Origin of the sequence: Mesorhizobium sp. BAC0120, from assembly GCF_033542235.1 — a bacterium.
GTDB lineage: Bacteria > Pseudomonadota > Alphaproteobacteria > Rhizobiales > Rhizobiaceae > JAWRCU01.
Genome location: NZ_JAWRCU010000021.1, coordinates 36,405 through 49,168, shown reverse-complemented (window position 1 = coordinate 49,168; position 12,764 = coordinate 36,405). Strand labels below are relative to the sequence as shown.

General features: G+C 62.5%; 7 protein-coding genes. 2 read left to right on the top strand and 5 right to left on the bottom strand.

What is annotated here, in order from left to right; translation table 11 throughout:
• Window positions 1-13 precede the first annotated feature (13 nt).
• The 3 genes from SAZ10_RS29635 to SAZ10_RS29625 form a co-directional block, all read right to left on the bottom strand.
• The gene (locus SAZ10_RS29635) at window positions 14-1,003 is read right to left on the bottom strand and encodes an alcohol dehydrogenase catalytic domain-containing protein (protein WP_318613054.1); all 990 of its coding nucleotides are present in this window, start codon (window positions 1,001-1,003) and stop codon (window positions 14-16) included.
• Between the two features lie 157 nt (window positions 1,004-1,160).
• Window positions 1,161-4,418, bottom strand: a complete 3,258-nt coding sequence (locus SAZ10_RS29630; protein ID WP_318613053.1) for a DEAD/DEAH box helicase — start codon at window positions 4,416-4,418, stop codon at window positions 1,161-1,163.
• A 200-nt stretch (window positions 4,419-4,618) separates the two neighbouring features.
• Window positions 4,619-5,284: an efflux RND transporter permease subunit gene (locus SAZ10_RS29625; RefSeq protein WP_412535324.1), complete on the bottom strand. Its 666-nt coding sequence runs from the start codon at window positions 5,282-5,284 to the stop codon at window positions 4,619-4,621.
• A gap of 342 nt (window positions 5,285-5,626) precedes the next feature.
• Here SAZ10_RS29625 and SAZ10_RS29620 point away from each other — a divergent pair, with 342 nt between their 5' ends.
• Both SAZ10_RS29620 and SAZ10_RS29615 read left to right on the top strand, forming a co-directional pair.
• Window positions 5,627-6,856 (top strand): efflux RND transporter periplasmic adaptor subunit, encoded by a 1,230-nt coding sequence (locus tag SAZ10_RS29620; protein ID WP_318613052.1) that lies wholly within the window; start codon window positions 5,627-5,629, stop codon window positions 6,854-6,856.
• The gene (locus SAZ10_RS29615; RefSeq protein WP_318613051.1) at window positions 6,856-10,014 is read left to right on the top strand and encodes an efflux RND transporter permease subunit; all 3,159 of its coding nucleotides are present in this window, start codon (window positions 6,856-6,858) and stop codon (window positions 10,012-10,014) included. The genes SAZ10_RS29620 and SAZ10_RS29615 overlap by 1 nt, the downstream gene beginning before the upstream one ends.
• Before the next feature lie 111 nt (window positions 10,015-10,125).
• Here the strand turns inward: SAZ10_RS29615 and SAZ10_RS29610 are convergent, their stop codons facing one another.
• Window positions 10,126-11,121, bottom strand: coding sequence for a glycosyltransferase family 2 protein (locus tag SAZ10_RS29610; RefSeq protein WP_318613050.1), 996 nt, complete (start codon window positions 11,119-11,121; stop codon window positions 10,126-10,128).
• Window positions 11,122-11,261: 140 nt separating this feature from the next.
• A complete protein-coding gene (locus SAZ10_RS29605) occupies window positions 11,262-12,746 on the bottom strand; it encodes a lipopolysaccharide biosynthesis protein (RefSeq protein ID WP_318613049.1) in 1,485 nt (494 codons plus the stop codon).
• Window positions 12,747-12,764 lie beyond the last annotated feature (18 nt).

Sequence of the window (12,764 nt, the reverse complement as noted above, 5' to 3'; positions counted from 1 at the left end):
GACCAGAATAGCGCTAAGGCACGATCAGCACCTTCACCTCGCCCGGCGCAGGCGCCGAAGCGATGGTTTCGGCGGCCGCCTCCAGCGGGATCACGCGTGAAATCAGGGGCGCGACGGCAATCCTGCCAGACGTGATCAGGTTGGCGGCGCGCGCCTGGGTGAACGGGTTGATGAAGGCAAAGTGAAGCTGGACTTCCCGGAACAGCAGATCGAAGGGCTCGATCGGTACCTTCAATCCTTGCGGAAGCACGCCCAAAATGACGATACGGCCACCCGCCCGTGTCAGCGGCGCGGCGCAGGCGACGGTTTCCGGCACGCCGGCGCATTCGAGCGTCAGGTCCGCCCCCTTCGGCCACAGGCGAGCAGCCTCGTCCGGCGTGGCGGCGGTCTCCGTCGCGCCGAACTCACGGGCGAGCTCATGTTTGGCCGGGTGGCGGGTGAGAAGCATGGTTTCGGCTCCGGCAAGGCGCGCGAGCTGGAGCGCGAGCAGGCCGATCACGCCGCCGCCGATGACAAGCACGCGCTCGCCGGCCAGAGGCGCACCCATGTCGACCCCGTGCAGCGTGCAGGCGAGCGGCTCGCAAAATGCGCCATGCAAGGGATCGAGATCGGCCGGAAGCGGCACTGCCTTGCGCGCCGGGAAGACGGCATACTCGGCAAAACCGCCGTCGCGGTGGATGCCCGTAGCGACGTTGCGCTCGCATAAATTCACCCGGCCGCGCAGGCATGCCTCGCAGCGCCCGCACCAGTCATTGGGATCGCAGACGACGCGAGAGCCCTCTGCTATGTCGACGCCGGCACCGGCGCCGATCACAACGCCCGAGAATTCGTGCCCGAGCGTTACCGGCGGCTTGCACGGGAACTCACCTTTGAAGAGGTGGCGGTCGGTCCCGCAAATGCCGGCCGCCTCGACCCGGATCAGCACCTCGCCTGGACCGGGATCCGGCACCGGGAGCTCGGCCGTGCGGATATCGTGGGTGGCCATCAATCGGGTCGCACGCATGGCTCTCTATCCCTCTTGTCGTCGCGAAGGCCGGCGTGAATGGGACGGCCGCTTCGTTGTGCTTGCCAGAGGACTACCCCTCGCGCGCATCTCCGTCCAGGCGAGCGCGCCCCTGGAGCAGAATGGAGACGCGGCACCTCGAACGGCGGTACTCGACTCAACTTTCATGCAGGCTGGTGAGCAATTCAAGCACGAGCCTCATTTGCTGTTCCGGATTGTCCGACCTTTTTCGAAGGATCAGCCGCTCGCTCTTCCACTCCAGATCGCCATCGGATTGTGCGAGGTGATCGCCAAATGTCCCTCGCGGATCGGATCCGGACTGGAAGGTCAACGCAATCGCCTTCGGGCCGGCCGCGATTTTCACGATCTTCAGGGATCGGCCAAGCGTCCGTATGGCTGCAAGCTCGAGCAGGGTGCGTACCGGTCCAGGAGGCGGCCCGAAGCGATCGGCAATTTCGTCGGCAAGGCGGTCAATGTCGGCCGGTTCGGAAGCCCGTGCGGCGCGATGATAGAGATTGAGCCGGATTTCGGGTTCAGGGATGTAATCCTCGGGCACTCTGGCGGGTGTGTTGATCTGGAAATCGGTGCTCAGATGGCGGATCTGCTCCCCGCCCACTCGCCGGATCGCTTCGCTCAATAGCTCCTGATAGAGGCCGATCCCGATCAACCTGACATGCCCGGCCTGCTCCTCGCCCATCAGGTCTCCGGCGCCGCGCAAACCGAGGTCGCGCGCGGCGATTTCCATGCCTGCCCCGAGCTGGTCAAACACCCGCAGCGTATCCAGCCGCTTCAACGTGCTCTCCGGTAGCTCGCTTCCCGGCTCGGTCATGAGATAGCAGAATGCCTGCTGCGATCCGCGCCCCACACGCCCGCGAAGCTGGTGCAACTCGGCCAGGCCGAACAGTTCGGCTCTGAGCACGATCATGGTGTTGGCGGCGGGGACGTCCAGTCCGCTCTCGATGATGCTGGTCGACAGAAGCACGTCTCCCCGACCTTCCGAGAATGCGACGAAGGTTTCGTCCACTTTGGCGGCCGGCAGCTTTCCATGGACGACCTTGATATCGAGATCGGCTGCGACTGCGCGCAACTGCCCGAGCGTCGGCTCGATATCCTCTATTCTCGGCACGACAACGAAACTCTGCCCGCCGCGCCGCTTCTCGCGCCGCAGGGCCACCCCAACAAGTTCTCGCTCGAATGGTATGCAGAAGGTGCGAATCGGCCGGCGCCGAGAAGGCGGGGTCGTGATCACCGAGAGGTCCTGCAGGCCTATCAAGGCGATTTGGAGCGTACGGGGGATTGGCGTGGCGGTGAGGGTCAGGACATGGATCCCGTCTGCCATCTTCCTGAGCTTACGCTTGTGGGCAGCGCCAAAGCGATGCTCCTCATCTATCACCAGAAGCCCTGCATCGGCGAAAGCCACGGTCTTGCCCGCCAGGGCATGGGTGCCGACCACCACCTGCACGCTGCCGTCGGCCAGCCCCTTTTTCGCGTAGGCCGCCTCTTTGCGTCCGACCAGACGCGATAGATGTGCCACCTCGATACCAAGGCCGGCGAAGCGGCGTTTGAACGTGTTGAAGTGCTGCCGGGCCAGAACGGTGGTGGGCACGGCGATGGCGACCTGCTTTCCCGAGAATGCGGCTGCTGCCGCGGCCCTGAGAGCAACCTCTGTTTTGCCGAACCCCACGTCGCCGACCACCAGCCGATCCATCGGCTGACCGGACGCGAGGTCCTTCAGCACAGCTTCGATGGCACTGCTCTGATCGGGTGTTTCGGAAAACGGGAATCTCGCCACAAAACGCTCATAGGCGGGCAAAGGCGGCAGCAGTTTCGGTGCCTTCGCCTCCTTGCGTCGTGCGGCGTATGCGTGCATGGCGCGCGCCGTCCGTTCGAGTACACGCTCAATCTCGCTGCGGCGTCTCAGCCACCCATCACCGTCCAGCCGGTCCAGAGGCACCGCACCTTCATTCGAACCATATTGCCAGAGCTTGTCGGCATCATCCGAGGGAACAAGCAGGGTGGCATCCTTGGCATAGCCGAGCCGGATCGCCTCTTGCGGGCTTTCAGGCGCATCCACTCGCTCCAGGTCGCGCAGCGCGCCGATGCCGTGGTCGATGTGGACCACCAGATCGCCGAGGTGGAATTGCGCGGCCTCGCTGAGCGAGTATGCCGGCCTGATGGAGCGCGCATCCTGGCCGCCTCTGATGCGGCTGCCGAGCACGTCGGGTGCTGCGACGACGGCAATACCGCGTTCCTCATCCAGGAACCCTTCCTCCAGATCGGCCTTCAGGGAGAGGATGGAGGGCTTGCCAGCCTTCAGAACAGCCTGCCAGTCGGAGACAGCTTCCGGATGGCGAGCAGTCGCACCCTCGGCGCGGCGGCAGAGCCTTTCGAGAATATCCCCGGAGGCTGCCGTCAAGACGATCCGTCTTTCTGCGGCTATCTGGCCGTGCAGGAAATCGACAAAGGCACGCCCGGGACGGGGGGCGGAGGCGAAGAAGGGCACTGGTTTGGCGCTGCCTCTGGATTGAAGCCGAATAGCCCGGTGGGCGACGAGATCACTCCATTGCTGGGGCTCGAGAAATAGCAGGCTGGGTTCCGGGACTGAGTGCCTGGAGGGCGCCTTCCCCTCGGGAGTGCCTATTCGGTCGCGATATGCTTCCGATATAGCTGCCAGGACGGCTTCGCAGCGCTTGCCAGCCGACGGTTCTATCACAAGCCGAGCTGTCGGCAGGTAATCGAACAGCGTCTCCATCTGTGGCTGGGCACGGGAATGCGCCTCACCTTCAGGCGGCCTCAGGCCGTGAGCAGGTATCCCTTCCAATACGGCATCCAGGAGCAGGAATTCGAGCGCTCCTTGCGTGCGCTGACTTAGGGGATCATACGGGCGAATGGCGCCGATCTTCCCGTTTCGCATCTCCAGCCGGACCGGAGAAGGGGAACCGGCGGGAAAGATGTCGATGACTTCACCACGCAAGGCGGCTTCGCCCACTTCGTCCACCCGATCGTCGAGCACATAGCCGGCAAGCTCGCAAAAGCAGCGGAATTCGTCAGGATCGAGATGCTGTCCAACCCGCAGCTCAAATGTGCGCAGCGCCGATCTCGGCGGAACGCGCTGCAGGGCCGCATCGGGTGTGGTAATGACGATGCGGGTTCGCTCTGCAGGCCGGGTCAGCATGCGCAGCACCTTCATGCGTTCGCCGATGATCTCGCGCGACGGCAGGATGCGGTCATAGGGGAGGCAATCCCAGGGCGGAAAGACCACGATCCAGTGGGAACACACCGCTTGCAGGAATCGGGCGACGCGCCTCGCTCGGCGCTCGCTCGCGGTTACGAACACGAGGTCGGTGTCGTCACTCTGCTCTACCAGCGCAAGCAGATCGATCGCGGTGGCTCCGACCGGCAATTTTCCAGACATCACGAACCTCGCGGAGCAGCCTCACCCGGCAATGAGGGGAATCTGATAAGAAGTTCACCGCCGCAGCGGCCTCAACCTCCGCGATGCTTCCGGGTTCCGCGCCGATGAGAGAATTGCCTGTCGCGCCGCTCTATCGCTTTGTTCAAGCATCGGATTGGTCCGAAAACCGCCCCGCTCTTCGATGCTCCAAAGGCAGGTTGTCACCTCGCCACCACCGCATAACGCGGCACTTGCCGGAAGCGGAGGCGGTCGAGGCAGAGATAGACGACGGGCGTGGTGTAGAGCGTCAGCAATTGCGAGACGAGGAGCCCTCCCACGATGGCGATGCCGAGCGGCTGGCGTATCTCGGCGCCGGTGCCCGTTTCAAGCGCCAGCGGGAGCGCGCCTAGCAGCGCCGCGCAGGTCGTCATCATGATCGGCCGGAACCTCATGACGCAGGCCTTGTGGATGGCTTCGCGCGGAGAGAGGCGCTCCAGCCGCTCCGCCTGCAGTGCCATGTCGATCATCATGATCGCGCTCTTCTTCACGATCCCGATCAGGAGGATGATGCCAATCAGTGAAATGACGTCGAACTCCATGCCGGTGAAGATCAGTGCAAGCAGCGCGCCGATGCCAGCGGAGGGGAGGGTCGAAAGTATCGTGATGGGGTGGATATAGCTCTCATAGAGAATGCCGAGCACGATGTAGATCGTGGCGAGCGCTGCAGCGACGAGGAGAAGCTCGTTCACCAGCGCCGAGCGGAAGGCGGAGGCCGTCCCGGCCAGCGACCCGCGGATCGTGACGGGCATACCAAATTCGGCCATGGCCCTGTCGATCGCTGCGGTCGCGTCGCCGAGCTTGGCACCTGCGGAGAGGTTGAACGAAATGGTCGTGGCGACGAAGTGTCACTGATGGCTGATCGACACCGGCGTGGTTGCAGGCGCATATTGGCTGAAGGCGGAAAGCGGCACCATGTGTCTCGCCCGAGCGGATGGTGAGGCAGAAATTCCTGCCACGCCCAAGGGCCGGGATATGACCAAAATGTAATTTTGGATCGCTCGTGCATTCAAAGCTGCATCACGCATCCTTGAATGCGCGGAAACCAAATGGCTCACTTGTAAGCTGATAGGCGGGGCCATCTATATTACCGTCCCGCTGAGGTCTGGCCGATCCCAGTCCCCCAACCACCCTGAAAGGCTTGTTGTTCTTGTCAGCTAGTGGGCGGCATCATGAAGACTTCCAAAAACAGCCAAGGGAAACCGCGTAGGCGCGCTGGCGGCATCGTGCTTCTGGTCGCGCTCGTGTTGCTGGGCGGCGGCTACGGCCTGTGGCGCAATCACGTCGATGCGACGGTAAAGGCCGAGCAAGCAGCAAAGTCATCGCAGCCTGCGCCCAAAGTCCCGGTCACTGTGGCTAACGTGCAGAAATCCGATTTCGCTCTCTACCTGTACGGCCTCGGAACGGTCACGCCCCTGAACAGCGTCACCATCTCCAGCCGCGTCACCGGCGTCGTCATTCAGGTGCCGGTCAAGCAGGGGCAGATGGTCAGGCAGGGCGACCTGCTCGCCGAGATCGATCCCGCACCGTATCAGGCGGCGCTCGACCAAGCGAAGGCCAGGCATGCGCAGGACGAAGCAACGCTCAAGAATGCGCAGGGCGTCCTCAATCGCCTTTCCACCCTCCTGCAAAAGACCTTCGAAACGCAGCAGGATGTCGACAACCAGCAGGCCGTCGTCAACTCGACGGCCGCCGAGATCGAGGGCGACAAAGCCGCAATCGAGTCGGCCCAGCTCAATCTCGACTGGACCAGGATCACCTCGCCGCTGACCGGGAAGACGAGCTTCCGCACGATCGACCCCGGCAACATCGTGCAGGCCAATCAAAGCCCCGGCCTTTTCACGGTCGTTCAGCTTCAACCCATCTACGTGTCCTTCACCGAGCCTCAGGAGCAGATATCGGCCATCAACAAGACCTCCGCGGCCGGCCCCGTTTCGATCGACGCGCTTGGCCCGGACATGAAGACTGTGCTCGCGACCGGCAAGCTCGAGGCGGTCCAGAACCAGGTCGACCAGGCGTCGGGCACGATTTCGCTCAAGGCGACATTCGAGAACCAGGACAATGCATTGTGGCCTGGCATGTCGGTCAACACGCGTATGCGCATCGGCATGCTGCCCCAGGCAGTCGTCGTGCCCGACGAAGCCGTGCAGCACGGCCCGGACGGGCTCTTCGCCTATGTGGTCGGCGACGACGGCAAAGCCCATCGTCAAGCGATCGAGGCAGGTCCGTCCGATGGCGGCAACACCGTCGTCACCAACGGCCTGAACCCTGGGCAGCGTGTCGTGGTCGCCGGGCAGTACCGGGTGGTAGACGGCTCAAGCGTCGACGCGAAGCCTGCTCCTCAACCAGAAAGCGGCGGACAGATCCATACCGGTACCGCGCAGGCGGGGAGTACAGGCTGATGGCAGCGATCGGCGTCTCCGCACCCTTCATCCGCTTTCCCATCGCCACATCGCTCTTGATGGTGGGAGTGCTGTTCGTCGGCGTGGTCGCGTATTTCACCTTGCCGGTCGCACCGATGCCGAATGTCGACTTTCCCACCATCCAGGTGTCGACCAATCTGCCGGGCGCCGATCCGATCACCATGGCATCGTCGGTGACGCAGCCGCTCGAGACGCAGTTTGCGCAGATTCCCGGCATTGCCGAAATGTCGTCGAGCAGCCTGTCCGGCTCCAGCCAGATCACGTTGCAATTCGATCTCGACGTCCAAATTGCAGCGGCCGCCGAACGAGTGCAGTCGGCCATCAACGCTGCCGGCGGACAATTGCCGAAGAACCTGCCTAATCCACCGACTTACAGGGAGATCAACCCGACCGATTCGCCGATCATGCTGATCGGGGCCACTTCGACCGACTTGCCGCTGACGACCGTGAGCGACGATGTCTATACCAAGCTCGCCCAGGTGATCAGCCACGTCAACGGCGTCGCTCAGGTGCTGGTCGGGGGACAGCAGACGCCCTCGATCCGCGTGCAACTCGATCCGAGCAAGCTCGCGGCGAGGGGCCTTTCATTGGAAGCGGTGCGCGCCCCGCTCTCGATCAACACGGTGGATATGCCGAAAGGCAACATCGAGGGCGCAGTGCGATCCTTCACCATCTTCGCCAACGACCAGATGACCGCTGCCCACGACTGGAACAATGCCGTCATCGCCTATCGTGACGGGGCACCGGTGCGGGTCAAGGATATCGGGCGGGCGGTGCTGGACGCGCAGGACTACACCCAGGCGGGCTGGGCCGACAGGACACGCGGCGTCGTCCTCGTGATCTGGAAGCAACCCGGCGCCAACATCATCGAGACGGTCGACAAGATCAAGGCGGAGCTGCCGATGTTGACCGCCTCCATGCCGGCTTCGCTGAAGGTGCAGGTGCTTTCCGATCGGACCCAGACCATCCGCGCTTCGGTCACGGACGTGCAGTTCACGCTGATGCTCACCATCGGGCTGGTCGTGATGGTGATCTTCCTCTTCCTCCGCAATGTCTGGGCCACCGCGATTCCGGCCTTTACAGTGCCGCTTGCCCTGTTTGGCGCATGTGGCCTCATGTGGCTTGCCGGCTACAGCATCGACAACCTGTCGCTCATGGCGTTGACGATTTCCGTGGGGTTTGTGGTCGACGACGCCATCGTGATGCTGGAGAACATCGTTCGCCATATCGAGCATGGCGAGAAGCCAATGGATGCGGCCATCCTCGGCGCCAGCGAGATCGGCTTCACCATTCTGTCGATCAGCATCTCTCTGGTAGCCGTACTGCTCCCGTTGCTCCTGATGAGCGGCATCATCGGCCGCCTGTTCAAGGAATTCGCGGTGACGCTTGCCATGACCATCCTGGTCTCGGCGTTCGTTTCGCTAACACTCACTCCCATGCTGGCGTCGCGCTTCATCAGGCCGGTGGCCGAGGCGCGTCACGGCAAGGTGTACCAATGGAGTGAGCGGTTTTTCGAAGGAATGCTGCGCGGCTATGAGCGCGGCCTCGACACGGCGCTGAGGCATCGCTTCATCACCTTGCTGGTGTTCCTCACCTGCGTCGGGCTTACCGGCTACTTATTCACGATCGTTCCCAGCGGTTTCTTCCCGCAGCAGGACACCGGCCTGATCTTCGGCCAGGCGCTCGCCGGGCAGGACGTCTCCGTCGATCAGATGCAGTCGTATATGAGGCAATTCGCCGAGATCGTTTCGAAGGACCCGGCTGTGGCGCATTTTGCGGCATCCACGGGCGGCGGCGGGAACACGCAGAATACCGGCCGCATGTTCATCCAGTTGAAGCCGCGGAGCGAGCGTGATGCCTCGGCCGGCCAAGTGATTCGGCGACTACAACCGCAACTAGCTGCGGTGCCGGGCGCGCGCCTCGTCATGCAGGCCGCGCAGGACGTGCGTGTCGGCGGCAAGCTGTCCGCCTCGCAGTATCAGTATGTCCTGGAAAGCAGCGATCTTGACGCGCTCGACCAATGGGCACCCAAACTGTTGGGCGCCTTGCAGCGCCTGCCCGAACTGGCGGCCGTCACGACCGACCAAATGAGTTCCGGCACGACGCTGACGCTGCATGTCGACCGCGACCAGGCTTCCCGCTACGGGCTCACCGCCAACGATGTCGACAACACGCTGAATGACGCCTTCGGACAGCGCCAGATCGCGCAGTACTTCACGCAGCTTTCGACTTACGACGTGATCATGGAGGTGCTGCCGTCGCTGCGCGGCAGCCTCAAGTCGCTCAACGAGATCTATTTGACGGCGGCAAACGGCGCGCAGGTGCCGCTCTCGGCCATCGCCAAATGGACGACGGCGCCCGTGCAGCCGCTGGTCATCAACCACGAAGGCCAGTTCCCCTCGGTGACGATCAGCTTCAACCTGCCGCCCGGCGTGGCGCTCGGCCAAGCCACCGCCGCGATCGACAAGACGGCCGCCGATATGCGGCTGCCCGCGACCATCCAGACCAGCTACACGGGAACGGCGCAAGCATTCAAGCAATCGCTCTCTTCGGTGCCGCTTCTCATCCTCGGGGCACTGGTCGTGGTCTATCTGATCCTCGGAATACTTTATGAGAGCTACATCCACCCCCTGACCATTCTCTCCACGCTGCCTTCCGCCGGGCTCGGCGCTTTCGGGACGCTGCTTCTATTCCATATGGAGTTCAACCTGATCGGCCTGATCGGCGTCATCCTGCTCATCGGCATCGTGAAGAAGAACGGCATCATGATGGTCGACTTCGCCATCACGGCCGAGAGGGACCAGCATCTCAGCTCCCTGGACTCGATCCGCCAAGCCTGCCTGCTGCGTTTCCGCCCCATCATGATGACCACCATGGTCACCATGCTCGGTGCGCTGCCGCTGATGCTCGGGAACGGCACGGGTGCGGAAATCCGCCAGCCGCTCGGCTACACGATGTTCGGCGGGTTGCTTGTCAGCCAGGCTCTGACGCTCTTCACCACACCGGCGATCTATCTCTACCTCGACGACCTTTCTCGCTGGCTCGCCTCGTTCCGTCGACATGAGGGAGACTATGGCGAGCTCGAGCATGCGGAAGACGAGATCGAGGTGCCGCGACGCAAGCTGGCGGCTGAGTAGGTGACCAACACGGCACGGCTTTTCGACCGACGATGATGGCCGTTCGGTAACAGGCCGATGCCAACGGTGCAGTTCTGATCGCCCCTTTGTGGTGCCTGCGGCCGGATCCCATCACTCGAGGACCGGCGGCGCGGCGCCACTCCGAGCCGCCGACAGGGACGGGAATGAGCGGATGCCGGTGTCATCGAAAACGGCGTCGGCTTGCTCGATCGTCGGATCGTAGAGCCAGCCGGTCAGGATACCTGAAAGCACGATCCTGGCTTTCGCGAACTGTCGCGAAGCGCAGAGCGCAAGCATGAGAGGCAGAAGCCGAATGGTGAAGTCGATCGCGGCACGCCGACCGGAATATTTCCTGAACGTGTACAGCCTGTTCCTGAAATAGTGAAGGAAGTATGAGACGCGATACGCGTTCTGTTCTTTCTTGATGTCGATCATCCCATTGAGTTGCCGCACGTGGACGACCTTGCTGTCGCCCACCAGATAGCCCGAATGCTCGGTGGTCACACGCAGCGTGTATTCCGTATCCTCGCCCCAGATGAACATCGATGCTATCGGCAGGCCGTGCGTCTGCAGGGTGTCGCGCGGCAGCAGGATCGATGCGAAGGTCGCTCGTCTGACGGGAACCATCTTGTGTTCGAGCAGAGCCGGCCAGTTCTCGTAGGCTTGCTGATTGTGACGCTTGTCGATCGTCGGCACGTTGGTGACCATGCCATTCGGCGACCGCGCCACCGACATCAGGAAGGGCACGGATCGCCCCTGGTCTCGCAGAACGTCGTTGGCGGCCAGGAGGCATTCGAGCGCGTCCGCCTCCGGAATTACGTCATCGTCCATGACCCACAGGAAGTCAGCCCCTCCCTGGTAGGCTATGCGCATTCCGATATTGAAGCCGCCGGCTGCGCCCACATTTTTTGGAAGGGAATGAATCTCGACGCAATCTCTCCAATCTTGCGTCAACATTTCGAACGTTCCGTCGGTGCTCTCGTTGTCTATGACGACAATCTTGTCGCAAGTGCGCGTTTGAGCGCTGACCTTTGTCAAGCATTCATGGAGAAGATCTTTGCGATTGAATGTAACAATTATTGCGAATATCTTAGACGAGATATTCATACGTCGCCCCCGATCTCCGGATCGCTATCTTCTAGAAAATACTACATCGAAGCATAGTCAAGTGCTATGAATGAAGTAGCCAGCATGACGCATGGACGGCGCCAAAATTCGGTAACGGAAGCTTACGGGTGCTTGTTCCATCAGTGGAAAAATCCCGTCCGGAAGAGCTGTAGCCCTTCTCGCAGCGTCTCTCGCCCGGCCGGAAACAGAAGCGCGACGGCGACAACGACCATGTAGGATGCGATCGCAGCTGCCAAGAGGGCGGCCACGGGCTGGTGCGCAAGGAGGCTGTCCTTCGCAAGCAAGACGAGCGCAAGCGCAAGGTGGGAGCCGAGGACGAACGGGCTTGCCGCGCGGACAATGTCGGCAACGCGCAAAGGTCCCTTTCTGCCCACGTAGACCCACAGAATGGGTGTCCTGAAATACTCGCTGGCCGCATAACCGACCGCGACCCCCCAGGCGCCATAGGGAAGACCTATGATGAAGGCCAGGACCGACGTGATCGCCGCCACGATGCCCCAGCGCATGAAGTCTCCTGACCGCCCCTGGCTGATGAACAGCCAGCCGCCTGGATTGTTCAGCGGCTGCAGCAGGCCCGCAAATCCGAGCGCCGCAAAAATCTCCGAACTCCCCTGCCATTTCGGGCCGAGCACGAAGGGAACCAGGACATCGGCCATCGCTGTAGCAAATGCTACGCCTGGAAGCACGGCCAGCAGCAGGAGTTGGATCACCTGGAGGTAAGCCCTGCGATATCGATCCGGCTCATGCTGCAGCCGGGCAAGGGCAGGGATCATGACCTTCGCAAGTGGATTCGCTGTCTGGTTCAGCGGGAAAATCAGCAGCTTGTAGGCGCGATCGTAGAGGCCAAGCTGAGCGCCTCCCCAAAACTTGCCGATCAGGACATTGTCAAGATTTCGCGAAAAGAAGTTCGCGAAATTGAAGCCGGTAACGCCCGCTCCGAACCTGACGAGGCCGCTTCCTCCCGCCACCCTCCGCGGTGGCCCGGGACGCCACAACGAGCTCGCCCAGGCACATGAAGTCGTCAGGACGGCCCCTGTGAGCGCGCCTGCGTATAGCGCCCAGTAAGAGCGGTCCATCATGGTCCAGGCAATGGATACGAGAAATACGGTGAGAGCCCCGGCAACCTCGATGGTGGCGACCCGGCCAAATTCCATGCGGCGGGTGAGCAAGGCGAAATGTTGTGCACCGAGACCATAGACGATGATCTGCAGGCCCATTGCGGCGGTCAGAGGCCCGACCTTCGGGTCGCCATAGAATAGTGCGACCAGCGGGGAGGCCGCCGCGAGCAGCCCGGCAAGCCCGATGCTGATGCCCACATTGATCCAGAAGAGATAGTTCACCTCCTGCTGGGTCACCTCGCTCTTTTGGACGGTCGCCTGGGTTAGGCCGAAGTCCTGAAAAAGGGCGACGAAGGCGAGGACCGGCGCGCACATCGCAACCACCCCGAAGTCCTCGGGAGCAAGCAGGCGGGACAGGACGACAACAGATGCGACCTGCGCCGCCAACTTCACAGATTGGGCCAACGCCGTAGCGACCACCCCGCGTCCGACCGATTTTCGCAGAGAGCCTCGGGGAGGATCGAATATGCCGGGTTCGGCACTCACACCGTCCTCCGGCCCCGA